A 25,622-nucleotide genomic window follows, 5' to 3' on the forward strand; every position below is an offset into this window, starting at 1 on the left:
GGATCCGGGACGGCTGTCAGGCCGAGACCGTCTCGCCCGGCAGCGCCAGGTCCAGCTCCACCGGCCGCTCGTCGCCCGCGTGGGTCGCGGACGAGGCGTGCGGGCCGTGGCCGGAGGCCTTCGCGGCCAGCACGTAGGCGCCCTGGGCGGGCACGGCCAGGGTGTAGCGGCCGTCCTCCGCGGAGAGGGTGGCGCCCGCCTGGCGGCCCCGGTGGTCGATCAGGGTGACCTTGGCGCGGGCGACGGGAGTGCCGTCGGCGCCCAGCACCCGGCCGCGGAAGCCCCGCAGGACCTCCTCGGCGCGCTCCAGGTTGGCGTCCTCCTCGCTGCTGGCGCGCAGCTGCGGGTGGGCGGCGGGCCGGCGGCCGGGCAGGAAGAGGGCCAGGACGAGGCCCACGGCGACGGCGGCGGTGGCGATCAGGAAGGAGACCCGGAAGCCGTGCATGGTGGGGATCGCGACGCCGTTCACGTTGTTCGCGGTGTTGGCCAGCACCATGCCGATGACGGCGCTGGAGACCGAGGTGCCGATCGAGCGCATCAGCGTGTTGAGGCCGTTGGCCGCGCCGGTCTCCGAGGCCGGGACCGCGCCGACGATCAGCGCGGGCAGCGAGGAGTAGGCGAGGCCGATGCCGGCGCCCAGGACCACCGCGATGACCAGGCTCTGCCAGGCGGCGCTCATCAGGCCGAGGCCGGCGCCGTAGCCGATCGCGATGATCAGCATGCCGAGGATCAGGGTGACCTTGGGGCCGTACTTCGCGGACAGCCGGGCGTAGACCGGCGCGGTGAACATCATGGTCAGGCCGAGCGGCGCGACGAGCAGACCGGCGACCACCATCGACTGGCCGAGGCCGTACCCGGTGGCCTTGGGCAGCTGGAGCAGCTGGGGCAGGACCAGCGAGACGACGTAGAACGAGACGCCGACCATGATCGAGGCGAGGTTGGTGAAGAGCACGGCGGGGCGGGCCGTGGTGCGCAGGTCCACCAGCGGGGCCTTGACCCGCAGCTCCATCACGCCCCACAGGACGAGCACGACCGCCGAGGCGGCGAACAGGCCGAGCGTGGTGCCCGAGGTCCAGCCCCAGTCGCTGCCCTTGGTGATCGGCAGCAGGAAGAGGACCAGGCCCGCGGACAGGCCCAGCGCGCCCAGCACGTCGAAGGAGCCCTCGGCGCGCATCGGGGACTCCGGTACGACGAGGAGGGTGAGGAGGATGGAGAGCGCGCCGAGGCCGGCGGCGCCGTAGAACAGGGCGTGCCAGTCGGCGTGCTGGGCGACCAGGGCCGCGGCGGGCAGCGCGAGGCCGCCGCCGACGCCGATCGAGGAGCTCATCAGGGCCATCGCCGAGCCGAGCTTCTCGCGGGGCAGCATGTCGCGCATCAGGCCGATGCCGAGGGGGATCGCGCCCATCGCGAAGCCCTGGAGCGTACGGCCGACGATCATGGTGAGCAGGTCGCTGGTGAGCGCGCTGACCAGGGCGCCGACCACCATGACGGCGAGGCTGAGGATCAGCATGCGCCGCTTGCCGTACAGGTCGCCGAGGCGGCCCATGATCGGGGTGGCCACGGCGCCCGACAGCAGGGTCGAGGTCAGGACCCAGGTGGCGTTGCTGGGGGCGGTGTCCAGCAGCTGCGGCAGGTCCTTGATGACCGGGACGAGCAGGGTCTGCATCACCGCGACCACGATGCCCGCGAACGCGAGTACCGGGACCACGGCCCCGCTCGCGCTCCGGGCGGCCCGGTCGGTCGTCGTGTGCGTCATTGAGTGAGGCCTCCAGTGCGATAAGTGCTGGGTAAACCCCGTATGCACAGGCAACTATTCCGTTGCTTCGGGCCTCTAATGAATTCTTGACCTCGTGTTGGGAATCTGAGGTGGCGTCAGATCTGGTGAATGAGTGGAACGTGTTCTAATCTGGCGCGCCATGAAGGCCTATGTCGCCGGGGTCGGGATGACGAAGTTCGAGAAGCCCGAGGCCCGAGAGTGGCAGTACTGGGACATGGCACGGGAGGCGGGCAGCCGGGCTCTGGAGGATGCCGGGATCCCTTACAGCGAGGTGGAACAGGTTTCCGTCGGCTACTGCTTCCAGCCCTCCACCGCCGGCCAGCGCGCCGCCTACGAGCTCGGCCTGACCGGCGTCCCCGTCTACAACGTCAACAACAACTGCGCGACCGGCTCGACCGCGCTGATGCTGGCCCGGCAGCTCGTCGAGGGCGGGGTGTGCGACTGCGTGCTCACGCTGGGCTTCGAGAAGATGAAGCGGGGAGCGCTGGGTTCGGGCGCCGACGGGGGCGACTTCGCGACCTCACCCGTCGCCCGGCACTACGGCGTCATGGCCGCCCGGCACGGCTTCGAGGCGACCCCGCCCACCGCGCAGATCTTCGGCGACGCGGCCCGCGAGCACATGGAGCGGTACGGCACCACCGAGGCGCAGCTAGCCGCCGTGGCCGCCAAGAACCACCGGCATTCGGCGCACAACCCGTACGCCCAGTTCCGGGACGTGTACTCCGTCGACGAGATCCTCGTCGCCCGTACGGTCCACCGCCCGCTGACGAAGCTCCAGTGCTCGCCGACCTCGGACGGCGCGGCGGCGGCCGTGGTGGTGTCCCAGCGGTTCGCCGAGGCACGGGGGCTGACCGGTCTCGTCGAGATCGTCGCGCAGGCCATGACCACGGACACCGAGGAGTCCTTCGCGTCGGGCTCCTGCGTCGACGTCGTCGGACAGCCGATGTCCCGGGAGGCGGCCCGGATGGTGTACGAGCGGTCCGGGCTCGGCATCGAGGACGTGGACGTCGTCGAGCTGCACGACTGCTTCTCGGTCAACGAACTGCTGACGTACGAGGCGCTCGGCATGTGCGGGCCCGGCGAGTCGGGGAAGCTCGTCGAATCGGGCGCGACCACGTACGGCGGACGGTGGGTGGTCAACCCGTCCGGCGGACTGATCTCCAAGGGGCACCCGCTGGGCGCCACGGGCCTCGCGCAGATCGCGGAGCTGGCGTGGCAGCTGCGCGGCGAGGCGGGGGAGCGGCAGGTGGCGGGCGCCCGGGTGGGGCTGGCGCACAACATCGGGCTCGGCGGCGCGGCGGTGGTGACGCTGGTGCGGGGGGCGTAGGACTGGAGTCCTGGTCGAGGGGCGGCGAAAAGCCGATGCAAGGGGTGTAACCGGGTTGAGAGCATGACAGGCATGGCCGAAGCCGACACCACCCCCTTGTACCGCCGTACCGCGCCGCCCACCTGGCTGGTGGTGGCGCTGGCCTGCGCGGGGCAGTTCCTGGTCGTGCTCGACGTGTCCGTCGTCAATGTGGCGCTGCCCTCGATGCGGGCCGACCTCGGGCTGAGCGCGGGCGGGTTGCAGTGGGTCGTGAACGCCTATGCCATCGCCTTCGCCGGGTTCATGCTGCTGGGCGGGCGGGCCGGTGACCTGTACGGGCGCAAGCGGATGTTCCTGGTGGGGCTCGGGCTGTTCACGCTGGCCTCGCTGGGCGGCGGGGTGGCCCAGGAGGGCTGGCAGCTGCTGCTGGCCCGGGCCGTGCAGGGGCTGGGCGCTGCGGTGCTGGCGCCCTCGACGCTGACGCTGCTGACGGCCGCGGTGCCGGAGGGCGGGGCCCGGGCGCGGGCCATCGCGACCTGGACGGCGGTGGGCGCGGGCGGGGGCGCCGCGGGCGGGCTCGTCGGCGGGGTGCTGGTGGACGTGCTGTCCTGGCGCTGGGTGCTGCTGATCAACGTCCCGGTGGGCGCTGTGGTGCTGGCCGGGTCCGTGGTGTGGCTGACGGAGAGCCGGGCGGGGGACGGGCGGCGGCTGGACCTGCCGGGGGCGCTGCTGGTGACGGCGGGGCTGGCGACGGTGGCGTACGGGATCGTGCAGACCGAGGCGGAGGGGTGGACGGCCGCGCCCACGCTGGTGCCGCTGGCCGCCGGACTCACGCTGATCGGGCTGTTCCTGCTGGTCGAGGCGCGTACGGCGGCGCCGCTGATGCCGCTCGGGCTGCTGCGGCTGCGGTCGGTGGCGTCGGCGAACGCGGCCATGTTCGTGAGCGGTTCGGCGATGTTCTGCATGTGGTACTTCATGACGCTGTACGCGCAGAACGTGCTCGGCTACTCGCCGCTGGACGCCGGACTCGCGCTGGTGCCCAGCTCCCTGGCCGTGGTGGTCGGCTCGAAGCTGGCGCCGCGCCTGATGCGGGCGGCCGGGGCGCGCACGGTGGCGGTGCTGGGGACGCTGGTGGCGGCCGTCGGGTTCGGGTGGCAGTCGACGATGAGCGCGCACGAGGCCTACGTCACGGCGATCATGGTCCCGGGGATCCTGATGATGCTGGGGGCGGGGCTCGCGGCGACCCCGCTGGCCTCGCTGGCCACCTCGGGGGCGGCGCCGGAAGAGGCCGGACTGGTGTCGGGGCTGGTCAACACCTCGCGGACGATGGGCGGTTCGCTGGGGCTCGCGGTCATGTCGACCATCGCGGCCGCGCGTACGGGCGACGACGGCGGGGCGGGGGCGCTGACACAGGGGTACGCGCTCGCCTTCCGCGCCAGTACCGCGCTGCTGCTCGGCGGGGCGGTACTGATGCTGGTGTGGCTGCCGCGAAGGGCCGCTCCGGCTTCCGCGAAGTCCTCCGCGAGGTCCGCCGCGCGTTCTTCTGCGGATTCTTCTGGGCAGTGAGGCAACGATCCGGGCGCCTCGTGGACTCCTTTTGACATCTAGGAGGTGCCCATGGGGGATCGGAAGAGGGCTCGGGACGAGGAGTTCCAGAGCTTTGTCGTCGGCCGCTGGCCGCGGCTGATGCGTACGGCATTTCTCCTCACGGGGGAGCAGCACGCCGCCGAGGACCTGGTCCAGTCGACGCTGGAGCAGGTCTACACGGCCTGGCGCCGGGTCGGCGCCGCGGACGACCCGGAGGCTTACGTACGGCGCGTGATGATCAACGCGCATGCGCGTAAACACCGCAGAAGGCTGAAGGAGTTCCTGGCGCCGAAGGACGACTCGGGCCTGGTGCGCGAGGTGGCCGACACCGGCGACCGCATCTCCCAGGCCGACGACCGCAGCGCCCTGCTGAAGGCGCTCGCCCAACTGCCCGCCCGGCAGCGGGAGGCGGTGGTCCTGCGGTACTGGGAGGACCTGACGGAGACACAGGCGGCCGAGGCGATGGGCTGCTCGGTGGGCACGGTCAAGAGCAACGCGGCCAAGGGGATCGCGAAACTCCGCGCCATACCGGGACTGGTCGAGATGGTGACGCAGGGAGGGCGGAACTGATGAGCGCGGACCGGAAGAGGACGCACGACATGACGCAGACGGACATCGCCTTCCTGCTCGCGGACGCCGCGGACGAGGTCGAGATCGGTATAGCCCCGGTGCAGGCGGTCATGCGCGGCGGACGCCGTCGCCGGGCGCGGCGCTGGGCGGTGGCCGCGGCCACGACGCTGGTGCTGGCCGGGTCCACGGGGGCCACGCTCGCGGTGACGGGGCTGCCCGGCGGGCACGGTGACCGGGGGGCGAACGTGGCGGTCGAGGCGCGGCACGTGTACGCGCCGCAGCTGACCGAGCTGGCGCGGGGAGTCGACCGGGGCGAGGAGTGGCGGGTCGAGCTGTCCGTGTGGGGTGCGCCGCGGGACAAGGCGGAGGCATCCAGGCAGCTGGACGCGATGAGGGACTACGGCATCGGCACCGGCGCACTGCCCGAGCCCTCCCGCCTCATGGGCAGAACGTCGTACTACGCGAGTCTGTACTACGGCGACGCCCGCCGCCCCAGGGTGCTCATCTTCGACACTGTCGAGAAGTGGGACCGCATGTCGGGCAAGGACATGGTGTCCGGTGCCCTTCCGCTGCCTAGGGACGGCGCCGACGGCCCCGAGCGTCTCGTGGTCGGCCGGGTCGCCGGCACCGCCCGGCAGGTCCAGTGCACCTGGGAAGGCGGCACCAGCAGCGTCAGCCCGGCCCGGGAGGCCGCGGGTTCCCCGGTGAAGTGGTTCGTGTGCATGGGCCCGGTAGGGAAGGGAAACAAGACGGCGGGGGTGATCCGGTAGGTCACAGCCACCCCTGCTGCCGAGCCTCCCGCACCGCCTCGGCCCGGTTGCGCGTACCCGTCTTGCCGATCGCGGAGGACAGGTAGTTGCGGACCGTGGACTCGGAGAGGTGGAGGCGGGCGGCGATGTCGGAGACCGTCGCGCCGTCCACCGAGGCCTTCAGTACGTCGCACTCGCGGGCGGTGAGGGGACTGGGCCCGGCGCTCAGCGCGGCGGCGGCGAGCGCCGGGTCGACCACGGTCTCCCCGGCGAGCACGCGCCGGATCGCCACGGCCAGTTCCTCCACCGGCCCGTCCTTGACCAGGAAGCCGGACGCCCCGGCCTCCATGGCCCGGCGCAGATAGCCGGGCCGGCCGAAGGTGGTCAGTATCAGCACCCTGCAACCGGACACCTGCTCGCGCAGCAGCGCCGCCGCGTCCAGGCCGCTCAGGCCCGGCAGTTCGATGTCCAGCAGGGCCACGTCCGGCCGGTGCAGCAACGCCGCGTCCACGATCACGTCGCCCGTGGCGACCTGCGCGACGACCTCGATGTCCTCCTCCATGCCGAGCAGTAAGGCGAGGGCGCCGCGCATCATGCCCTGGTCCTCGGCGAGCAGGACCCTGATGTTCTTCACGGGCCAAGCGTAGGCCAGCCCGGCCGATTAAAGACTCTCCTTAAAGACTCTTCCTTGTTCGGGTCCGCGGGGGTTGACGGCCCCCGGTGGCGAGCAAACAATCGCCTCTGCATTTCCGGTAATTGTTCGGCATTACGGCGCTGAATAGGTTCGGTATTTCGATCGAACAGTGTCCGGTATTTCGACCGTCCCCCCCGGCACTGCCCTACGAGGAACCCAAGAGGTGCATCGTGGACCCAAGACCCCCGAAACTCCCGCGCCGCAGTCCCCGGCGGCTCAGAAGCGCCGCCCTCTCCCTGCTCGCGGCGTTCGCCACCATCACCGCGCTGCTGCTCGGCGTCGGTGCCCCGCAGGCAGCCGCCGCCAGTTCGCTGCCCTGTGACGTCTACGCCGCCGCGGGCACGCCCTGCGTCGCCGCGCACAGCCTCGCACGGGCGCTGTACTCGTCGTACAACGGCTCGCTCTACCAGGTGCAGCGCGCCTCCGACGGGGCGAGCGCGAACATCGGCCTGCTGGCGGCCGGCGGGTACGCCAACGCGGCGGCGCAGGACAGCTTCTGCTCCGGCACGACCTGCATCATCACCAAGATCTACGACCAGTCCTCGCGCCACAACGACCTCACCGTCGAGGGTGCGGGCGGGGCCGGTGCGGCCGATGTCGGGGCGCCCGCGGACGCGCTGCCGGTGACCGTCGGCGGCCACCAGGTCTACGGCCTGGAGATATCGGCCGGCATGGGCTACCGGGACAACTCCACCTCGGGCGTCGCCGTCAACGGGCAGGCCGAGGGAATGTACATGGTGACCTCCGGCACCCATGTCAACGGCCGCTGCTGCTTCGACTACGGCAACGCCGAGACCAACAACCTGGACACGGGCAACGGTCATATGGACGCGATCAACTTCGGCACCGAGTGCTGGTTCTCGCCCTGCTACGGCCAGGGGCCGTGGGTGCAGGCCGACCTGGAGAACGGGCTGTTCCAGTCGGACGCCGGGTACAGCAAGAACTCGTCCAACATCGGCACCGGACCACTGCCGTTCGTGACCGCGCTGCTGAAGAACAACGGGCAGAACCATTTCGCGCTGAAATACGGCAATGCGCAGTCCGGTGGACTCACCACCACCTATTCGGGAGGCGAGCCGACCGTGAACGGCGGCGGCTACTCCCCGATGCACCAGGAGGGCGCGATCGTCCTGGGCACCGGCGGTGACAACAGCAACGGCTCCATCGGGTCCTTCTTCGAAGGCGTGATGACCTCCGGCATTCCGACGGACGCCGCCGACGACGCCGTGCAGTCCAACATCGTCTCCGTGGGCTACGGCGGCCCGACCGGCAGCACCGGGTCGCTGACGCCCGGCTCGGAGATATCGCTGCGCGCGACGACCTCCTGCTGCACGACCGACTACGTCCGCCACCAGAACGACGCGGCGGTCATCTCCTCGGTGACGTCGAACAGTTCGGCCCTCGACAAGAGCGACGCCACCTGGATCGTGCGGCGCGGGCTGGCCAGCGGCTCCTGCGTCTCCTTCGAGTCGCGGAACTATCCGGGCGACTTCCTGCGGCACTACAACTACAAGCTCACCCGGCAGCCCATGGACGGCACCGCCCAGTTCAGAGCCGACGCCACCTTCTGTCCGCAGACGGGCAAGAGCGGCACGGGCACCTCGTTCGCCTCGTACAACTACCCCACCAAGTATCTGAGGCACTACAACCTCAACGTCTACATAGCGAGCAACGGCGGCTCCAACGCCTGGGACAGCGGCACCTCGTGGAGCGACGACGTGAGCTGGGTGGTCAGCTCGCCCTGGGCGCCGTAGAGAGGGGAGGCGCCGTCCGCTCCGTGGTGACGTCGCCGTCCACCGGGAGGTCGGCGGTGACCGTGAAGCCGCCGCGCGGCGACGGGCCGGCGCGCAGTGCGCCGCCCGCCGCCGCGAGGCGCTCGGTCAGTCCCTTCAGACCGGTGCCGCCGATGCCCTCCCGGCTGGTGGTGGCGGCGCCCGTGCCGTCGTCCGTGACCGTCAGCCGCACCCGCTCCGCACCGCTGTCGACGGTGATCTCACAGCGGCCGGCGTCGCTGTGCCGGACGACGTTGGTGACCGCCTCGCGGACCACCCAGCCGAGCAGGGCCTCGGTCGGCGGGGTGAGCGGGGCGCCGGACTGGCGCACGACCGGCTCGATGCTCGCGGCGGACAGCGCCGAGCGGGCGCGGGTCAGTTCCGTGGCGAGGCTGCCCTCGCGGTAGCCGGTCACCGCCTCACGGATCTCGGTCAGCGCCTGCCGGCCGACGGACTCGATGTCACCGATCTGCGTCAGCGCGGCGGCCAGGTCGCGGTCGGCCAGGCGGCGGGCGGCCTCCGACTTCACCACGATCACCGACAGGGTGTGGCCGAGCAGATCGTGCAGATCGCGGGAGAAGCGCAGCCGCTCCTTCTCCACCGCCCGCCGGGCCAGTTCCTCACGGGCGGCGCGCAACTCCCGTACGGCCTCGGAGAGGGAGAGGATCGCCGCGGTCACCATCGTCGACAGGAACGTGCCGTAGGCGATGGTCACCGCGTCCGACCCGAAGCGGACGCCGGAGACGGCGCCCGCGAACGCGGCCAGCAGCAGACCGGTCCTGCCCAGCCAGGGTCCGCGCAGCGTCGCCCCCGTCGCGAGGCCCAGCAGCGGGAAGAACAGCAGCCAGTTGCCGCCGTAGCCGATGGCCAGGCCGGTGGTCAGCAGGGCCATCAGCAGCAGGGCCACCCGTGTGGGCGCCGCCTCGCGCTTCTTCCTGTCGAAGGCACGGAAGGTCACGTAGATGTACAGCGAGTTGAAGGTGAACAGGCCCAGGCCGCCGATCCACGGATTGGGGGTCTCGCCCTGGAAGAGGTTGGCGAGGGAGCCCAGACCCATCAGCAGCCAGGGCATCAGGGCGAATCCGGTGGGCGGCGGGCCCGGGTGCTCGGGGACCTGCCCGTCCTTGCGGACGGCCTTCTCCCCGCACCGCGACCTCCGCCGCCACGACACGATCCCGATCATCCGTGATCCCCCGATCCGTACAGTCAAGTGGTCAGGACGAGGATCGCACCGGCGCTCCCCGGCCCGGCAGATGCGCTTGTACGGACCCGGGCAGTACAAATGTCACAGCGCCCTCACCTGACGGTGCGTCAGGAGCCTTCACAACTGCGGAGGGCTGGGCTATACAGGGGGCGCCGGACTGGAACGCGTTCTAGATCGGCCCGTGACGACCTCGGTGCGGCCGACGGTGCGGACGGCCGCGCCGGGGTCTTGAAGCCGCCAGTGTCAGGAGCCGTATGCCCATCGACGCAGCCAAGGCCCTCGCGGCCGAACCCAGGACCGGTGAGATCGCCTGGACCGCCAAGGACGTCCAGCTCTACCACCTCGGCATCGGCGCGGGCGTCCCGGCCACCGACCCCGACGAGCTGCGCTACACCCTGGAGTCCCGGCTGCACGTCCTGCCGAGCTTCGTCACCGTCGCGGGCGCCGGCTCGCCCGGCGTGATCAGCGGCCTGTCCATGCCGGGCGTCGACGTCGACCTCGCCCGCGTGCTGCACGGTGGCCAGTCGATCACCCTGCACCGGCCCGTCCCGGCCCAGGGCACCGCGACCGCCACCGGCCGGATCGCCGCCGTGTACGACAAGGGCAAGGCGGCCGTCCTCGTCATGCGCACCGAGGTCGCGGACGCCGACGGCCCGCTGTGGACCAACGACGCTCAGATCTTCGTACGGGGAGAGGGCGGGTGGGGCGGCGACCGCGGGCCCGCCACCAGGCTCGACCCGCCCACCGGGGAGCCGGACCGGATCGTCGAGCGGACGGTCCGCGAGGACCAGGCCCTGCTGTACCGCCTCTCCGGCGACCTCAACCCACTGCACGCCGACCCGGAGTTCGCCAAGCTCGCCGGGTTCGACCGGCCCATCCTGCACGGCCTGTGCACCTACGGCATGACCCTCAAGGCCGTCGTCGACACGCTGCTCGGCGGTGACGTGACCCGGGTCCGCGCGTACACCACGCGCTTCGCCGGGGTCGTGTACCCGGGGGAGACGCTGCGCGTGCGGATGTGGCGGCAGGACGGGGCGGTGCGGGTCGCCGTGAGCGCCGTCGAACGGAATGACGTGCCCGTTCTCGCCGACACGGTCGTCGAACACTCCTGAGCCCACCCAGACGTACGCGAAGGGAGCCGCACCATGCGCGCAGCCGTACTGCACGAGATCGGCCAGGACAAGCTGGAGGTCCTCGACGACGTCGAGGCGGTGGGCTTCGGCCCCGGCAGGGTGCGGGTCCGGGTGCGCGCCACCGGGCTGTGCCACTCGGACCTGTCGGCGATGAGCGGAGTGCTGCCGCAGCCGGCTCCGTTCGTGCCCGGCCACGAGGGCGCGGGGGAGATCCTCGAAGTCGGGGAGGGCGTGAGCGGCCTGAAGCCGGGGGACCGGGTGGTCGTCTGCTGGCTGCCCGCCTGCGGGGCGTGTCCCGCCTGCAAGCGGGGGCAGACCGAGCTGTGCCTGGCCGGGTTCATGAACGCCGGCACCCCCAACTTCAAGCGGCCCGGCGGTGCCGTCTTCGGCTTCGCGGGCACCGGCACCTTCGCCGAGGAGGTCGTCGTCGACGCGGGCTGCGCCGTGCCGATCCCGGACGACGTGCCCTTCGACATCGCGGCCCTCATCGGCTGCGGGGTGACGACGGGACTGGGCGCCGCGCTCAACACCGCCGACGTGGAGGCCGGTTCGTCGGTCGCGGTCATCGGCTGCGGGGGCGTCGGCATCTCCGCGATCCAGGGGGCGCGGCTGAAGGGCGCCGCCGAGATCGTCGCCGTCGACCCGGTCGCCTCGCGCCGCGAGTCCGCGCTGCGGTTCGGGGCCACCAAGGCGGTCTCCCCGGAGGAACTCGCCGACGCCAAGCAGCAGGTGACCGGCGGCGAGGGCTTCGACTACGTCTTCGAGGTCGTCGGCAGGTCCGCCACCGCCCGGACCGCCTACGAGAACACCCGGCGCGGCGGCACCCTCGTCGTCGTCGGCGCGGGCGCCATGGACGACTTCCTCCAGCTCAACATGTTCGAGCTGTTCTTCGACGAGAAGCGGATCCTGCCGTCGATGTACGGCGGCGGCGACGTGCTGCGTTCCTACGAGCGGACCATCGCCCTGTGGCGGGCGGGCCGTATCGACCTGGAGGGCCTGATCACCCATCGGGTGCCGCTCACCGAGATCAACGAGGCGCTGGACCAGATGCGTACCGGCGCGGCCCTGCGCACCTGCATCGAGATCTGACGGAGGCCGGGCATGTCACTGCCACTGGAGGGGCTGTCCGCCGTCGTCACCGGTGCCGGGCGCGGACTCGGCCGGGCCGAGGCGCTGGAGCTCGCCCGGCTCGGCGCGGCCGTCGTCGTCAACGACTACGGACAGCCCGGCCGGGACGGCTCGGGCGAGGCCTCCGCCGGGCCCGCCGAGGAGGTCGCCGCCGAGATCCGCGCCCAGGGGGGCCGGGCGCTGGCCCACACCGGGGACGTCGCCGACTTCCGGCAAGCCCTCGAACTGATCGACGCGGCCGTCGAGGAGTTCGGCAGGCTGGACATCCTCGTCAACAACGCGGGCATCCTGCGCGACCGCATGGTCTTCTCCATGGCGGAGGAGGAGTGGGACTCGGTGATCCGGGTCCACCTCAAGGGCCACTTCAACACCACCCGCTTCGCGGCCGCGCACTGGCGCGACCGGTCCAAGGCCGCGGGGGCACCGGTGTACGGGCGGATCGTGAACACCTCCTCGGAGGCGTTCCTGGCCGGGTCGGCGGGCCAGCCCAACTACGCGGCGGCGAAGGGCGGCATCGTGGGCCTCACGACGTCGACCGCCCTGGCCCTGGCCAAGTACGGCGTGACGGCCAACGCCATCTGCCCGCGCGCCCGGACCCGGATGACCGAGGACGTCTTCGCCGGACTCGCCGCGCCCGACGAGGGCCTCGACCCGCTCGCCCCCGAACACGTCGCCCCGCTCGTCGGCTACCTGGCCTCACCCGCCGCGGCGCGGATCAACGGGCAGCTGCTCGTCGTGCACGGCGGCATGGTGGCGGTCGTCGAACGGCCGCGGGTGGGGGCGAAGTTCGACAGCAAGCAGGACACCTTCACCTACGACGAACTCGACGCGCTGCTCACCCCGCACTACGAGCGGTGCCCGGCGGGGGAGACGTTCGCGGCGGCGGAGGTACTGGCCCTCAAGCGGCGGTGAACGCGTCCTCCAGTGGCCGTGGACATACGGAAGGGCCCGCCCCTCGGACGAGGGACGGGCCCTTCCGGCGGACCGTCAGGCGGCTGCCGTCTCGGCCGGTTCAGGCTTGCGGTGGCGGCCACGCGGGGCCGACTCGGCGTCGTGAACCGAGACCGGACCGCGGTGCTTGCCGTGACCGTCGGACTCCTGAATGTCGGCAGGCAGCTGCTGGGACGTACTGGCGTCACTCATCGGAAGAATTCACCCCGTCAAACACATGATCGTTCGTACAGCCGGGCGAGTCTAACCGGCACACCTCGGGCCGAATCCAGGCGGGCACGCCAACCGGCACTAGTTCGTTACAAGACGTCCCAAGGGCGCTTCCCGCAAGGGCACCGGACGGTTCACGACCGGCGTCGGAGGTTCCGGTTCCGCCTGTTCCGGGGCCTGCCCCGGGGCGGTCCCCGGCTCCCGAACAGGGGTGGTGGCCGCGGCTCTCGGCGGCGCCGCGAGCGCCGCCACACCGCACGGCACGTCCGGGGTGGCGTACGGCAGCCGCAGCACCCCGCCCGCCGTCCACAGCCCGGCCCCCGCCAGCCAGCCCTCGGGCGGCGGGAGATGGTGCAACCGCCGTTCCGCCGGCCGCCACACGCCGACCCAGCTGCCCAGCGGCCCGTGGACGCGCAGCGCCACCGCGCAGTTCTCCGGCACCAGCGCCTGACCCGGCTGGATCGCGAACGGCGTGACCGTGCAGTCGGGCGGGCGCAGGCACTCCGGGAAGCGCACCGGCAGCATGCTGCCCAGGACCCCCCAGCCCAACCGTTCCTGCCCGGGCGACGGCGCGTCCGAGGAGATCAGCAGCAGCCCGCTGTCGGGGTCGGCGAGCAGCAGCCGGTCGTCGCTGTCGGCGGCGATCTGCAGCAGCGGCGACACCTCGCCGCCCCGCTCCAGGTCCACCACGACCGCCTTGGTCAGGCCGCCGATCTCCCGGTCCACGGCGAGCAGCCGCCCCGCCCGGTCCAGCCAGACACCGCCCGAGCAGCGCCCCGGGACCTCGGCGAGGTGCTCGGGCCCGAAGGCGCCGCCCGCCACCAGCCACACCGACGTCGTGTACCGGCCCACCGCGAGGGCGTACGCCCGCTCGCCGTCCGGTGCCGGGGGCAGCAGCCGCAGCCGGGCGTCCTCCTCCGGGCACTCGACCGCGCCGAGGGGCAGCTCGCCGGTGTCGGGCCCGGTCGGGTACAGCAGCGAGAAGGCGTGCCGTCGCTCCACCAGCCGGTGGATGAGGACCCGTCCGTCGCCCATGGGCTGCACCTCGGTCCCGGGCTCCTCCGGCTGGTTGCCGGGCAGCGGCACGGCGTACGGCTCGGGCCCGTCCAGCGTCCAGCGCTCCGGGAACCAGCAGCCGCCGGCCGACGCCAGGCGGGCGGCGTAGACGCCGTCCACGGTGATGGCGCAAGCCGACCGGGGCGCCCCGCCGTCCTCCCCGGTCGCCGAAGGTTCGATCGCACAGGCTGTCATCGTTCGGTCACCTCCGGTGACGAAGCTAGTTTTCGTACGCACAGCCGTGAGAGCGGCGGGCGCCCACTTCACACATACGGGTGGCCGGGCGGCGGTTCCCCTGAGGATCCGGGGACGGCTGTGCTGCCCGGGCCCGGTGGGGCGGAGGCGGTACTGCGGCGCAGAACAGGCAGGTAGCCTTTTCCCCGTGCCCCGTCTGTCTGAAGTCATCGCCGCGCTGGAGACCCTGTGGCCCGCCGAGCGGGCCGAGTCCTGGGACGCGGTCGGCACCGTCGTGGGCGACCCCGACCAGGAGGTCGCCCGGGTCCTGTTCGCCGTGGACCCGGTGCGGGAGATCGTCGAGGAGGCGGTGAAGCTGGGCGCCGACCTGCTGGTCACCCACCACCCGCTGTACCTGCGCGGTACGACGACGGTCGCGGCCTCCACCTTCAAGGGCCGGGTCGTGCACACCCTGATCAAGAACGACATCGCGCTGCACGTCGCCCACACCAACGCCGACACGGCCGACCCGGGCGTCTCCGACGCGCTGGCCGGCGCGCTGGACCTGCGGGTCGTACGACCCCTCGTACCGGACCCGAGTGATCCGGAGGGCCGCCGGGGCCTGGGCCGGGTCTGCGAACTCGACCACCCCCTCACCGTCCGCGAACTCGCCGCCCGCGCCGCCGAACGGCTGCCCGCCACCGCGCAGGGCATCCGGGTGGCCGGCGACCCCGAGGCGGTCGTGCGCACCGTCGCGGTGAGCGGCGGCTCCGGCGACAGCCTCTTCGACCACGTCCGGGCGGCCGGCGTGGACGCCTTCCTCACCGCCGACCTGCGCCACCACCCGGCCTCCGAAGCCCTGGCCGACGGCCCGCTCACGCTGCTCGACGCGGCGCACTGGGCCACCGAATGGCCCTGGTGCGAGCTGGCCGCCGCGCAGCTCGACGCAATCTCCGACCGCCACGGCTGGGACCTGCGGGTCCATGTCTCCAAGACGGTCACCGACCCCTGGACCGCCCACGCGGCGTCCGCCACCACCTCTAGCGCCACGGGAGCCCCCAACTGAACGCCGCGCCCGCCGACCAGATCCGACTCCTCGACGTCCAGGACCTCGACGTACGCCTCCAGCAGCTGGCGCACAAGCGCAGGTCGCTGCCCGAGCACGCCGAGATCGACTCGCTGACCAAGGACCTCACCCAGCTGCGCGACCTGCTCGTGGCCGCGCAGACCGAGGAGAGCGACACCGCCCGCGAGCAGACCAAGGCCGAGCAGGACGTGGACCAGGTGCGCCAGCGCGCCGCCCGCGACCAGCAGCGGCTGGACTCCGGGGCGGTCACCAGCCCCAAGGACCTGGAGAACCTCCAGCGGGAGATCGTCTCGCTGGCCAAGCGGCAGGGCGACCTCGAGGACGTCGTCCTGGAGGTCATGGAGCGCCGCGAGGCCGCGCAGGAGCGGGTGGGCGAGCTGACCGAGCGGGTGGCCTCCGTCCAGGCGAAGATCGACGACGCGACCGGGCGCCGGAGCGCCGCGTTCGAGGAGATCGACGGCGAGGCGGCCTCGGTGACCAAGGAGCGCGAGGTCATCGCGGGCGCGATCCCCGCGGACCTGCTCAAGCTGTACGACAAGCTGCGCGAGCAGCAGGGCGGGATCGGTGCGGCCAAGCTGTACCAGCGCACCTGCCAGGGCTGCCGCCAGGAGCTGGCGATCACCGACATCAACGAGATCCGCGCCGCGGCCCCCGACACGGTGGTGCGCTGCGAGAACTGCCGCCGCATCCTGGTGCGCACGGCCGAGTCCGGTCTGTAGGCGGCGGTCAGAGGCGGCACGGGGCAGTAAGGGGCTTTGGGCGTGCGGGAGTTCATCGTCGAGGCCGACGGCGGGTCGCGGGGCAACCCCGGACCGGCGGGGTACGGGGCCGTGGTCAGCGACGCGGCGACGGGGGAGACCCTGGCCGAGGCGGCGGAGTACCTCGGCGTCGCCACGAACAACGTGGCCGAGTACCGGGGCCTGCTCGCCGGCCTGCGCGCCGCCCACGCCCTCGACCCCGCCGCCCGGGTCCACGTCCGCATGGACTCCAAGCTCGTCATCGAGCAGATGTCGGGCCGCTGGAAGATCAAGCACCCCGACATGAAGCCCCTGGCGGCGGAGGCGGCCCGGGCCTTCCCGCCCGGCCAGGTCACCTACGAGTGGATCCCCCGCGAGCGGAACAAGCACGCGGACCGCCTGGCCAACGAGGCGATGGACGCGGGCGCCAAGGGCGAGCAGTGGTCCCCGTCCGGCTCCCGCGCGGCCCTGGACACCCCGCCCGAGCTCCCGGAACCGTCGGGACCGCCCGGGGACGCGGCGGCAGGGGCGGCGAAGGCGCGGGCCGCTCTGTCGACGGGCCGGGGCGCCGGCTCCGCGAAGCCGCCCGCGGCCCCCGCCGAGGACGATGTGGAAGCCGAGGCGGTGCGTGCGGCCGAGGCCGACGCGGCTCGCGAGGCCGCACCCCGCGCCGCCGACCTCCGGGCGGCCCGTACGGTGGCCACCCCGGCCCCCTCCACCCCCGGCTGGAGCGCCGCTCCCGATCTCGGCGCCCCGGCCACCTTCGTGCTCCTGCGCCATGGGGAGACCCCGCTCACCCCGCAGAAGCGCTTCTCGGGCAGCGGCGGTACCGACCCCTCCCTTTCCGACGTCGGCCGGGAGCAGGCGCGGCGGGTCGCCGCCGCACTGGCCAGACGTGGCACGATCCAGGCCGTCGTGGCCTCCCCCCTCGCCCGCACCCGAGAGACGGCGGGCATCGTCGCCGCCCGGCTCGGGCTCGAGGTGACGATCGACGACGGGCTGCGGGAGACGGACTTCGGCGCCTGGGAGGGGCTCACCTTCGGCGAGGTGCGCGAGCGCCACCCGGAGGACCTGAACACCTGGCTCGCCGACCCGGAGGCCGAACCCACCGGCGGCGGCGAGAGCTTCGCGGCGACCGCCACCCGGATCGCCGCCACCCGGGACAAGCTGGTCGCGGCGTACGTGGGCCGTACGGTGCTGCTGGTCACGCACGTCACCCCGATCAAGACGTTCGTACGCCTCGCCCTGGGCGCCCCGCCCGAGTCCCTGTTCCGTATGGAGCTGTCGGCTGCCTCGCTGTCGGCGGTGGCGTACTACGCGGACGGCAACGCGAGCGTCCGGCTGTTCAACGACACGTCCCACCTGCGTCCCTGAGGGCCGGTGCGCTGAGCCCGGCCGCCGCCCGCGCCAGCGCCTCCACCCGCGCCCAGTCCCGGGCGGCGACGGCGTCGGCCGGGACCATCCAGCTCCCGCCCACACAGCCGACGTTGGGCAGGGCGAGATAGTCCCCGGCGTTCTCCGGCCCGATGCCGCCCGTGGGGCAGAAGCGGGCCTGCGGCAACGGACCGGCCAGGGACCGCAGGTAGGCGGTGCCGCCCGCCGCCTGGGCCGGGAAGAACTTCATCTCCCGCACCCCGCGCTCAAGGAGCGTCACCACTTCGGAGGCCGTGGACACCCCCGGCAGGAACGGCACCCCGGCAGCCGCCATCGCCGCCAGGAGTACGTCCGTCCAGCCGGGGCTGACCAGGAACCGGGCCCCCGCGGCCACGCACTCCGTCACCTGACCGGGCGTCAGCACCGTGCCCGCGCCGACCACCGCGTCCGGCACCGCGCCGGAGATCGCCCGGATCGCGTCGAGCGCGGCCGGCGTCCGCAACGTCACCTCGATCGCGGGCAGCCCCCCGGCCACCAGCGCCCGCGCCAGCGGTACGGCGTCGGCGGCGTCCGGCACGACCACTACGGGCACGACGGGTGCGAGATCCAGCACGGAGGCAGCCGACGAGGAGGGCGACGGTGACGTCATGCGCTCATCGTGCCCGGGGCGTGCAGCCCGCGCAAAGGACGTTGCGCATGCTGCAATAGCGGCATGAGGGAGCTTCAGCCTCAGAAGTCGAGGGTGCTTCAGTGCACCTCCGTCACCAGCACGTCCAGCCCCCACGCCTTCCCCGCCGCCGCGGGCGGCTCCGCCTCCACCACGTACCCGAGATCCCGCAGGGCCTCCACCAGCTCGGCGGGGTTCCGGGGCGCCGCCCCGGCCGACAGCAGGGCGCGCACGATCCGCCCCTTCGTCGCCTTGTTGAAGTGGCTGACCACCTTCCGGGTCGGCGCGTGCAGCACCCGTACGGTCGCGGTCCGCCCGGCGACCTCCCCCTTCGGCTTCCAGGCGGTGGCGTAGGCGGCGGACCGCAGGTCGAGCACCAGCCCCTCCCCGGCCGCCTCGGGCAGCACCGACGCCATCGGCGTACGCCAGTGCGTGCCGAGCGCGCCCAGACCGGGCAGCTTCACGCCCATCGAGCAGCGGTAGGAGGGGATCCGGTCCGTCACCCGGACCGCGCCCCACAGCCCGGAGAAGACCAGCAGCGAACGGGCGGCGCGCCGCTTGGCGGCGGCGTCGAGGGAGGCCAGGCCGAGAGCGTCGTACAGGACCCCCGTGTAGATCTCGCCCGCCGGACGGGCCCCGGCGGTCCGCAGCCCGGCGTTCTTGGCGAGCTCACCGCGCAGCCCCTCGCTCAGCCCGAGCACCTCACGCGCCTTCTCGTTCTCCTCGGGGTCCCCCGCGCACAGCTCGACCAGCTCGCCGAGCACGGCCTCGCGGGCGCCGTTCAGCCCCGGCAGGGACAGCGACTCCAGCTTCAGCGGGGCACCACGACCGGAGGACGCCTTGCCTTCGGAGGGCGGCAGCAGGACAAGCACGGGGACTCCTTCTCTTGAGCTCCGGGCCAGCGTACGGGGTGCCACATGGAGGCCCCCGCCCTACGCTCGTGGCATGCCCCGCCGCCACATCCGCGTGACCGGCGCCCCCGAAGCCCCCCTCCGGGCCGCCCTCTGCGCGCTGCGTACCCGCCTCGGGCTGCCCGAGGGCTTCCCGCCCGAGGTGCTGGCCGAGGCGGAACGGGCCGCGCACGCCGCGCCGCCGCCCGCGTACGACGCCACCGACATCCCCTTCTTCACCCTCGACCCGCCCGCCGCCACCGACCTCGACCAGGCGATGCACCTCTCCCGGCAGGGCACCGGCTACCGCGTCCGGTACGCCATCGCCGACGTCGCCGCCTTCGTCGTACCCGGCGCGGCCCTGGACGCCGAGACACACCGGCGGGTGCTCACCCTCTACTTCCCGGACGAGCGGATCCCGCTGCACCCGCCGCTGCTCAGCGAGGGCGCGGCGAGCCTGCTGCCGGACCAGGTCCGCCCGGCCGCGCTGTGGACGATCGACCTCGACTCCGACGGCCGCACCCTCGTCGCCGACGTCCGCCGCGCCCTCGTCCGCAGCCGCGCCAAGCTCGACTACGCAGGTGTGCAACGGCGGATCGACACGGGGACCGCCGAGGAACCGGTCGCGTTGCTCAAGGAGATCGGCGAGGCCCGGGAACGGCTGGAGGTGGAACGCGGCGGCATCTCGCTCGGCGTGCCCGAGCAGGAGATCGTCGAGCGGGACGGCACATACGAACCGGCCTACCGCGCCCCGCTGCCCGCCGACGGCTGGAACGCCCAGCTCTCCCTGCTCACCGGTATGACGGCGGCCGATCTGATGCTGGCGTACGGCACGGGCCTGCTGCGCACCCTCCCGGCCGCCCCCGACGGCGCCGTCGCCCGGCTGCGCCGCACCGCGAACGCCCTGCACATCGACTGGCCGCACCACGTCTCGTACGCGGCGCTCCTGCGCTCCCTCGACCCGCACCGCCCGGACCACGCGGCGTTCCTCCAGGAGTGCACGACACTCCTGCGCGGCGCCGGCTACACGCCCTTCCGCGACGGCGAGCTCCCCCCGATCACCACCCACGCCGCCGTCGCCGCCCCCTACGCCCACTGCACGGCACCCCTGCGCCGCCTCGCCGACCGCTACACCTCCGAGCTCTGCCTCGCGGCCGGAGCCGGACAGTCCCCGCCCGACTGGGTCCTGGCCGCCCTCGACACCCTGCCCAAGGAGATGGCCGAAGGCTCCCACCGCCAGGGCGCCGTCGAACGCGAGTCCGTCGACCTCGTCGAGGCCGCCCTTTTGCAGGACCGCGTCGGAGAGGTCTTCGACGCCTGCGTCATCGACGTCCAGGAACACCACCCCACCCTCGGCACCGTCCAGATCGAGTCCCCCGCCGTCATCGCCCCCGTCCAGGGCACCCCCCTGCCCCTCGGCGCCCGCCTCCGCGTCCGCCTCACCCACGCCGACCCGGCCACGGCGAAAATCCTGTTCGCCCCGGCGTGAGCGCCACGGCATGGAAGCCGCCCCCGAAAGCGTTGCACCCTCGGGGACACACGTAAGGGGGAGCACGTGGGTGAGCAGGCGCAGTGGACCAGGGCTCGGCTCGGGCGGGGCGGCCCCCCGCTCGACCTTCTGACCGCTTGCTTCGACACACATGTGTACGCCCCGCACGCGCACGACGAGTTCACCATCGGCGTGACCACGGGGGGCTGCGAGGCGATCGACTACCGGGGTGGGCTGATCCGGTCGGGGCCGGGGTCGATCGTGGTGCTGGCGCCCGGGGAGATGCACACCGGCGGGCCCGCCGACGCCTCCGGCGGGTACGCCTACCGGGCGTTGTACGCCGGGACCTCCCTCCTCACCGACGGCACCCTCGGCGGGCTGCCGCACTTCCGGGACGCCGTGCTGGACGATCCGGAGCTGGCCGCCGCGCTGCGGGTGACGCACAGCGAACTCAGCGCCTGCCCGGACCCGCTGGAGACGGAGTCCCGGCTGCCGTGGCTGCTGACCGCGCTGGCCCGCCGGCATTCGACGGCGCGTGCGGCGAGCGACACCGTGGCCGGTGCCGGGCACATCGCCCACGCGGTACGCGACCGCCTCGCCGACGAACTCCTCGCCCCGCCCTCCCTGGAGGACCTCGCGGCCGGGCTGGGACTGTCCCGCTACCAGCTGCTGAGGGCCTTCCGTACGACGATGGGGATACCGCCCTACGCCTGGCTCGCCCAGTACCGGGTGACCCGGGCGCGCCGGCTGCTGGATTCGGGGCTGCGGCCCGCGGAGGTGGCCGCGCTCGTCGGCTTCGCCGACCAGGCGCACCTGACCCGGTGGTTCCGCCGGGTGCTGGGGGTGACCCCGGCGGCGTACCGCAACAGCGTTCAAGACGGGGTCCGTCCACGGGTCCGAGACTGACCGCATGACTGCACGCGGTTGGTTCCTCTTCTCCCTCATGGGAGTGATCTGGGGCGTCCCCTACCTGATGATCAAAGTGGCGGTGGACGCGGTGTCCCCGGCCATGGTGGTGTTCACGCGCTGTGCGCTCGGCGCCGCGCTCCTGCTCCCCTTCGCCCTGCGCCAGAAGGGCCTGACCCGGAACGTACGGGACCACTGGCGCCCCATGCTGGCCTTCGCGTGCCTGGAGATCGTGGGCCCCTGGCTCACCCTCACCGACGCCGAGCGGCATCTGTCCAGCTCCACGGCCGGCCTGCTGATCGCGGGCGTGCCGATCGCCGGGGTGGTCGCGGCCCGGTTCTTCGGCGACACGGAACGGCTGAGCGCCCGGCGCGTCACCGGACTGGGTGTCGGCCTCGCCGGGGTCGCCGTGCTCACGATCCCGCACCTGACCGGCGGCGACGCCCGTTCGCTGGCCGAGGTGCTGGTCACGGTCCTGGGCTACGCGACGGCCCCCCTGATAGCGGCGCGCCGCATGAAGGACGTCCCCACCCTCCATCTCATCGCCCCCTGCCTGGCTTTCACGGCCCTGCTCTACGCCCCCGCCGCCGCGGCCACCTGGCCCTCCGCCGTCCCCTCGGGCCAGGTCCTGGCCGCCCTCGCGGGCCTGGGCGTCCTGTGCACGGCGGTCGCCTTCGTCGCCTTCCTGGAGCTGATCAAGGAGGTGGGCCCCACCCGGGCCTCGGTGATCACCTACGTCAACCCGGCGGTCGCCGTGGCGGCCGGGGCGGTGTTCCTGGGCGAGTCGCTCACTCCCGGCATCGCGTTCGCCTTCGCCCTGATTCTGGCCGGATCGGTCCTCGCGACGGCCGCCGCACCGAACCGCTCGTCCCGCCCGGTAACATGGTCGACACGGCAGACGAGCCGGGCGGACGGCCGCGTGGAGTCCCCTTAGGGGGCTTCCCGAGGAACGTCCGGGCTCCACAGGGCAGGGTGGTGGCTAACGGCCACCCGGGGTGACCCGCGGGACAGTGCCACAGAAAGCAAACCGCCCAGCGCTCCGGCGCTGGGTAAGGGTGAAACGGTGGTGTAAGAGACCACCAGTGCCCAGGGTGACCTGGGCAGCTAGGTAAACCCCACCCGGAGCAAGGTCAAGAGGGGACACTCCGGTGTCCCTGCGCGGACGTTCGAGGGCTGCCCGCCCGAGTCCGCGGGTAGACCGCACGAGGCCGACGGCAACGCCGGCCCTAGATGGATGGCCGTCGCCGGGGGGTTCGCGAGGACCCCCCGGAACAGAACCCGGCGTACAGCCCGACTCGTCTGCCGCCACCTGCGGCTGGGGTGTGCGCGGTTTCCGGAGATCGGCGTTGTCCGGATGCGGGCATCGCGTGCGCAGCAACGGCACCGGCCATCCCGCCGACCTCGGCTGGACACCCGAACCTGAAACCGGGCTTCCGCCCCAAGGACAGGAACAGCCTCGCTGCTGCCGAGGAAGCACGGGATCCCTCCGGTACAGCATCTGCCGTACTGGGACGAAGGCCCCCACACCATCGGCATGCCGGCCGATCCCGCGATGCGGTACCTCGCCTTCGCCGCCCGACCGCAGCCCTCGTTCGCCGACTACCTCATCGAAGTCGCCGATGCCCTGTACGAGAACCGCGGCGTGGAGTACGCGGACGGGCACCAGGACAAGAAGGTGCCCGGTCTCGTCGATCAGGCCCTGATGTGGGACAGCCCGGCGCACCCGCGGGACCCGGACTGGACGCGCTTCGCATAGCAGCGTGGCCGGAACACCACGGGGTGCTCCGGCCACGGGATCGTTCGGTCGAACGGTCAGGTCGGCCGAGCACACGGTGAGGCGGACCTCGCGGAGGAAGACGTGCAGATGTCGCACGAGGGCCTGCATGGGTGCGTCAGATATACCCGGCGTACAGCCCGACTCGTCTGCTCTCGGGGCCTGACCAGGCCTGACGCACCGGTACAGATCGCTGCAAGACTCCGGCAAGGGCGGCCGTCCACCATGGCAGGTGTCCGACTGAGGCCATGGTGCGGCCGGGAGCGGCCGGTGCGATTCCGGAGGGGGGCGTGCAGATGACCGAGCCGGGGGATGCCCGCGCCAAGGCGGCCGCGCTGGCCGCCCTGCGCGAGCGGGTACACGCCGGGCCGGGTCCCGAGGCCACGGCCGTACAGCACGCGAAAGGCAAGCTGACCGCGCGCGAGCGGCTCGCGCTCCTCTTCGACAAGGGCACGTTCACCGAGACCGAACCCTTCCGCCGGCACCGCGCGAGCGGCTTCGGCCTGGAGCGCAAGAGGCCGTACACGGACGGTGTCGTCACCGGCTGGGGCACCGTCCACGGCCGTACCGTCTTCGCGTACGCCCATGATTTCCGCATGTTCGGCGGCGCCCTCGGTGAGGCCCACGCCCAGAAGATCCACACACTCATGGACCTGGCGGAGAAGGCCGGGGCGCCGTTGGTGGGTCTGTGCGACGGAGCGGGCGCGCGTATCCAGGAGGGCGTGACCGCGCTGGCCGGCTACGGCGGCATCTTCCGCCGTCATGTCCGCAACTCCGGGGTGATCCCGCAGATCAGCGTCATCATGGGGCCATGCGCGGGCGGGGCCGCCTACAGCCCGGCACTGACCGACTTCGTCTTCATGGTGCGCGGCACCTCCCAGATGTTCCTCACCGGCCCCGACGTCGTCCAGGCGGTCACCGGCGAGCGGATCGGGCAGGACGGCCTCGGCGGCGCCGACGTGCACGCCGCGCGCTCCGGGGTCGCCGGCTTCGTCCACGACGACGAGGAGAGCTGCCTGGAGGACGTACGGCACCTGCTGTACCTGCTGCCCTCGAACAACCGCGAACGCCCGCCCGCCCTCCCCGTGGAAGACCCCCCGGACCGGCGCACCGACAAGCTCCTCGACCTGGTGCCCGCCGACCCCCAGCGCGCCTACGACATGCGGGCGGTGCTCGCCGAGATCGCCGACGACGGCGACTTCTTCGAGGTGCACGAGGCGTGGGCGCCCAATGTGCTGTGCGCGCTCACGCGGCTGGCCGGACAGGTCGTCGGCGTCGTGGCCAACCAGCCCTCGGTGCTCGCCGGGGTGCTCGACATCCACGCGTCCGAGAAGGCCGCGCGTTTCGTGCGGTTCTGCGACGCCTTCAACATCCCCCTCGTCACCCTCGTCGACGTGCCCGGTTTCCTGCCCGGTGTCGACCAGGAGCACAACGGCGTGATCCGGCACGGCGCCAAGCTGCTGTACGCGTACTGCGACGCCACCGTGCCCCGGGTCTCCATCGTGCTGCGCAAGGCCTACGGCGGCGCCTACATCGTGATGGACTCGCGGTCGATCGGCGCCGACGTCTGCCTGGCCTGGCCGACCAACGAGATCGCGGTGATGGGTGCCGAGGGCGCCGCCAGTGTCGTCTTCCGGCGGGAGATCGCCGCCTCCGAGGACCCGGAGGCCACCCGTCGGCAGCGCGTCGAGGAGTACCGGCGCGAACTGATGCATCCCTACTACGCGGCCGAACGCGGCCTCGTCGACGACGTCATCGACCCCGCGGACACCCGTTCCGCACTGATTGGAGTGCTGGCCATGCTGCGCGAGAAACACAGCCCCCTGCCTGGCCGGAAGCATGGGAACCCGCCCCAATGAGCGCCCGCGACGAGAGGTTTCGCGCACAGGACCTGCTGACCGCGGGGTCCTGGCGGGTCGTCAGGGGGGAGCCTACGGCGGAGGAGGTCGCCGCGCTCGCGCTCGTGCTCGGGGCCGCGCTGCCCCGACGGCACCCGGCACCGCGAGCCGCGGGCCGGACGGCCACGGCTCCCGCGGCCCCGCGCCGTGGCAGGCCCTGGTCGGCCGCCGCCACGTCGTGGGCGGCGGCGCCCCTGCCGGGCTGGCGGGAGGCGGCATGAGCGGCGCGACGGTGAGCGGGTTGCGCCGGCTGACCGCGGGGTCCTGGCGGGTCGTCGGGGGAGAGCTTACGGCGGAGGAGCGCCGTGGCAGGCCCTGGTCGGCCGCCGCCACGTCGCGGGCGGCGGCGCCCCTGCCGGGCCGGCGGGAGGCGGCATGAGCGGCGCGACGGCGGGCAGGTTGCGCTGGCTGACCGCGGGGGAGTCCCACGGTCCCGCACTCGTCGCCACGCTGGAGGGTCTTCCCGCCGGCGTGCCGGTCACCACGGAG

General features: G+C 72.8%; 25 protein-coding genes, 1 other RNA gene and 1 pseudogene. 20 read left to right on the forward strand and 7 right to left on the reverse strand.

The genetic code is table 11. The features are described from left to right. Positions 1-16: 16 nt before the first annotated feature. On the reverse strand, positions 17-1,756 hold the full coding sequence (locus ACZ7L0_RS31360; protein ID WP_471245896.1) for an MFS transporter: 1,740 nt from the start codon (positions 1,754-1,756) through the stop codon (positions 17-19). A 160-nt stretch (positions 1,757-1,916) separates the two neighbouring features. Here ACZ7L0_RS31360 and ACZ7L0_RS31365 point away from each other — a divergent pair, with 160 nt between their 5' ends. The 4 genes from ACZ7L0_RS31365 (at position 1,917) to ACZ7L0_RS31380 (ending at position 6,010) form a co-directional block, all read left to right on the forward strand. Then, entirely contained in the window at positions 1,917-3,104 is a 1,188-nt protein-coding gene (locus ACZ7L0_RS31365) for a lipid-transfer protein (RefSeq protein WP_471245897.1), read from the forward strand. A 72-nt stretch (positions 3,105-3,176) separates the two neighbouring features. Further along, the gene (locus ACZ7L0_RS31370) at positions 3,177-4,649 is read left to right on the forward strand and encodes an MFS transporter (protein ID WP_471245898.1); all 1,473 of its coding nucleotides are present in this window, start codon (positions 3,177-3,179) and stop codon (positions 4,647-4,649) included. 51 nt (positions 4,650-4,700) lie between these two features. Next, positions 4,701-5,240 carry a SigE family RNA polymerase sigma factor gene (locus ACZ7L0_RS31375; RefSeq protein ID WP_471245899.1) on the forward strand — a complete coding sequence of 180 codons (540 nt, stop codon included), beginning with the start codon at positions 4,701-4,703 and terminating at the stop codon, positions 5,238-5,240. A gap of 29 nt (positions 5,241-5,269) precedes the next feature. Further along, positions 5,270-6,010, forward strand: a complete 741-nt coding sequence (locus ACZ7L0_RS31380; RefSeq protein ID WP_471245900.1) for a hypothetical protein — start codon at positions 5,270-5,272, stop codon at positions 6,008-6,010. A gap of 1 nt (position 6,011) precedes the next feature. Here the strand turns inward: ACZ7L0_RS31380 and ACZ7L0_RS31385 are convergent, their stop codons facing one another. Beyond that, positions 6,012-6,623 carry a response regulator gene (locus ACZ7L0_RS31385; RefSeq protein WP_471245901.1) on the reverse strand — a complete coding sequence of 204 codons (612 nt, stop codon included), beginning with the start codon at positions 6,621-6,623 and terminating at the stop codon, positions 6,012-6,014. A gap of 230 nt (positions 6,624-6,853) precedes the next feature. On the opposite strand from ACZ7L0_RS31385, the gene ACZ7L0_RS31390 reads away from it, so the two are divergent. After that, positions 6,854-8,437: an alpha-L-arabinofuranosidase B gene (locus ACZ7L0_RS31390; RefSeq protein ID WP_471245902.1), complete on the forward strand. Its 1,584-nt coding sequence runs from the start codon at positions 6,854-6,856 to the stop codon at positions 8,435-8,437. Here ACZ7L0_RS31390 and ACZ7L0_RS31395 read toward each other — a convergent pair. Then, positions 8,415-9,638, reverse strand: coding sequence for a sensor histidine kinase (locus ACZ7L0_RS31395; RefSeq protein WP_471245903.1), 1,224 nt, complete (start codon positions 9,636-9,638; stop codon positions 8,415-8,417). The two genes, ACZ7L0_RS31390 and ACZ7L0_RS31395, sit on opposite strands and share 23 nt — an antisense overlap. Before the next feature lie 275 nt (positions 9,639-9,913). Between ACZ7L0_RS31395 and ACZ7L0_RS31400 the strand changes: the two genes are divergently transcribed. The 3 genes from ACZ7L0_RS31400 to ACZ7L0_RS31410 are packed head-to-tail and all read left to right on the forward strand — an operon-like array spanning position 9,914 to position 12,832. Beyond that, positions 9,914-10,771 carry a MaoC/PaaZ C-terminal domain-containing protein gene (locus tag ACZ7L0_RS31400; RefSeq protein ID WP_471245904.1) on the forward strand — a complete coding sequence of 286 codons (858 nt, stop codon included), beginning with the start codon at positions 9,914-9,916 and terminating at the stop codon, positions 10,769-10,771. A gap of 33 nt (positions 10,772-10,804) precedes the next feature. Next, a complete protein-coding gene (locus ACZ7L0_RS31405) occupies positions 10,805-11,881 on the forward strand; it encodes a Zn-dependent alcohol dehydrogenase (protein ID WP_471245905.1) in 1,077 nt (358 codons plus the stop codon). Positions 11,882-11,893: 12 nt separating this feature from the next. Then, a complete protein-coding gene (locus tag ACZ7L0_RS31410; RefSeq protein WP_471245906.1) occupies positions 11,894-12,832 on the forward strand; it encodes a 3-oxoacyl-ACP reductase in 939 nt (312 codons plus the stop codon). Positions 12,833-12,907: 75 nt separating this feature from the next. Here the strand turns inward: ACZ7L0_RS31410 and ACZ7L0_RS31415 are convergent, their stop codons facing one another. Both ACZ7L0_RS31415 and ACZ7L0_RS31420 read right to left on the reverse strand, forming a co-directional pair. Next, positions 12,908-13,063, reverse strand: coding sequence for a hypothetical protein (locus ACZ7L0_RS31415; protein WP_471245907.1), 156 nt, complete (start codon positions 13,061-13,063; stop codon positions 12,908-12,910). Between the two features lie 99 nt (positions 13,064-13,162). Continuing rightward, on the reverse strand, positions 13,163-14,332 hold the full coding sequence (locus ACZ7L0_RS31420) for a hypothetical protein (protein ID WP_471245908.1): 1,170 nt from the start codon (positions 14,330-14,332) through the stop codon (positions 13,163-13,165). Positions 14,333-14,519: 187 nt separating this feature from the next. Here ACZ7L0_RS31420 and ACZ7L0_RS31425 point away from each other — a divergent pair, with 187 nt between their 5' ends. The 3 genes from ACZ7L0_RS31425 to ACZ7L0_RS31435 are packed head-to-tail and all read left to right on the forward strand — an operon-like array spanning position 14,520 to position 17,509. Continuing rightward, positions 14,520-15,377 carry a Nif3-like dinuclear metal center hexameric protein gene (locus tag ACZ7L0_RS31425; protein WP_471245909.1) on the forward strand — a complete coding sequence of 286 codons (858 nt, stop codon included), beginning with the start codon at positions 14,520-14,522 and terminating at the stop codon, positions 15,375-15,377. Then, complete coding sequence (locus ACZ7L0_RS31430; RefSeq protein WP_471245928.1) at positions 15,374-16,117, forward strand: zinc ribbon domain-containing protein; 744 nt, start codon at positions 15,374-15,376, stop codon at positions 16,115-16,117. Before ACZ7L0_RS31425 ends, ACZ7L0_RS31430 begins: the two co-directional genes overlap by 4 nt. A gap of 42 nt (positions 16,118-16,159) precedes the next feature. Then, entirely contained in the window at positions 16,160-17,509 is a 1,350-nt protein-coding gene (locus tag ACZ7L0_RS31435; protein WP_471245910.1) for a bifunctional RNase H/acid phosphatase, read from the forward strand. On the opposite strand, the gene eda is transcribed toward ACZ7L0_RS31435, so the two are convergent. Further along, complete coding sequence (gene eda / locus ACZ7L0_RS31440) at positions 17,481-18,158, reverse strand: bifunctional 4-hydroxy-2-oxoglutarate aldolase/2-dehydro-3-deoxy-phosphogluconate aldolase (protein WP_471245911.1); 678 nt, start codon at positions 18,156-18,158, stop codon at positions 17,481-17,483. The two genes, ACZ7L0_RS31435 and eda, sit on opposite strands and share 29 nt — an antisense overlap. Before the next feature lie 98 nt (positions 18,159-18,256). Further along, positions 18,257-19,048: a peroxide stress protein YaaA gene (yaaA, locus tag ACZ7L0_RS31445; protein ID WP_471245912.1), complete on the reverse strand. Its 792-nt coding sequence runs from the start codon at positions 19,046-19,048 to the stop codon at positions 18,257-18,259. A gap of 73 nt (positions 19,049-19,121) precedes the next feature. Between yaaA and ACZ7L0_RS31450 the strand changes: the two genes are divergently transcribed. From ACZ7L0_RS31450 to ACZ7L0_RS31490, 9 genes and pseudogenes are all read left to right on the forward strand, one after another. Next, positions 19,122-20,555: an RNB domain-containing ribonuclease gene (locus ACZ7L0_RS31450; RefSeq protein ID WP_471245913.1), complete on the forward strand. Its 1,434-nt coding sequence runs from the start codon at positions 19,122-19,124 to the stop codon at positions 20,553-20,555. Between the two features lie 66 nt (positions 20,556-20,621). After that, positions 20,622-21,461: a helix-turn-helix domain-containing protein gene (locus ACZ7L0_RS31455; RefSeq protein WP_471245914.1), complete on the forward strand. Its 840-nt coding sequence runs from the start codon at positions 20,622-20,624 to the stop codon at positions 21,459-21,461. 67 nt (positions 21,462-21,528) lie between these two features. Then, positions 21,529-22,245 (forward strand): annotated as a pseudogene (locus ACZ7L0_RS31460) (DMT family transporter); the annotation flags it as partial. Positions 22,246-22,360: 115 nt separating this feature from the next. Further along, positions 22,361-22,763: RNase P RNA component class A (rnpB, locus tag ACZ7L0_RS31465), an RNA gene on the forward strand. A 232-nt stretch (positions 22,764-22,995) separates the two neighbouring features. Beyond that, positions 22,996-23,217: a hypothetical protein gene (locus ACZ7L0_RS31470; protein ID WP_471245915.1), complete on the forward strand. Its 222-nt coding sequence runs from the start codon at positions 22,996-22,998 to the stop codon at positions 23,215-23,217. 314 nt (positions 23,218-23,531) lie between these two features. After that, entirely contained in the window at positions 23,532-25,094 is a 1,563-nt protein-coding gene (locus ACZ7L0_RS31475) for an acyl-CoA carboxylase subunit beta (RefSeq protein WP_471245916.1), read from the forward strand. Then, the gene (locus tag ACZ7L0_RS31480) at positions 25,091-25,354 is read left to right on the forward strand and encodes a hypothetical protein (RefSeq protein WP_471245917.1); all 264 of its coding nucleotides are present in this window, start codon (positions 25,091-25,093) and stop codon (positions 25,352-25,354) included. The genes ACZ7L0_RS31475 and ACZ7L0_RS31480 overlap by 4 nt, the downstream gene beginning before the upstream one ends. Further along, the gene (locus ACZ7L0_RS31485; RefSeq protein WP_471245918.1) at positions 25,351-25,512 is read left to right on the forward strand and encodes a hypothetical protein; all 162 of its coding nucleotides are present in this window, start codon (positions 25,351-25,353) and stop codon (positions 25,510-25,512) included. The genes ACZ7L0_RS31480 and ACZ7L0_RS31485 overlap by 4 nt, the downstream gene beginning before the upstream one ends. Continuing rightward, positions 25,509-25,622 (forward strand): chorismate synthase (locus ACZ7L0_RS31490; protein WP_471245929.1); only part of this gene is annotated, 114 nt, incomplete at its 3' end. The genes ACZ7L0_RS31485 and ACZ7L0_RS31490, both read left to right, overlap by 4 nt.

The sequence above is a fragment of the Streptomyces sp. NPDC039424 genome (assembly GCF_055639495.1).